The sequence below is a fragment of the Streptomyces sp. NRRL F-525 genome, from assembly GCF_000716605.1.
Lineage (GTDB): Bacteria > Actinomycetota > Actinomycetes > Streptomycetales > Streptomycetaceae > Streptomyces.
Genome location: NZ_JNXE01000209.1, coordinates 1 through 301 on the forward strand (window position 1 = coordinate 1; position 301 = coordinate 301).

Annotated in this window: 1 protein-coding gene; it reads right to left on the minus strand. The window is 65.4% G+C overall.

Annotation, left to right across the window (positions count from 1 at the left end):
• Positions 1-301: ABC transporter permease subunit (locus tag OO69_RS48560; protein WP_033287464.1), on the minus strand; the 301-nt coding region annotated here is incomplete at both ends.

Here is a 301-nt window from a genome sequence, read left to right on the forward strand (position 1 = left end):
GAACCAGTCGGGGTTCCAGCCGGCGTAGACGATGCCCTGCTGCACCATGCCGAACATGAACGCCCCGAAGACCGGGCCGATCGCCGAACCGGCACCACCGGTCAGCAGACAGCCGCCGATCACGGCAGCCGAGATGTAGATCAGCTCCTGGCCCACACCCTCGCCGGACTGCACGGTGTTGAACGTGAACAGCTGGTGCATGCCGATGAACCAGGCACCGAGACCGACCAGCATGAACAGCGAGATCTTCGTGAACGCCACCGGCACACCCACGGCCCGCGCGGAGTCCTTGTTGCCACCC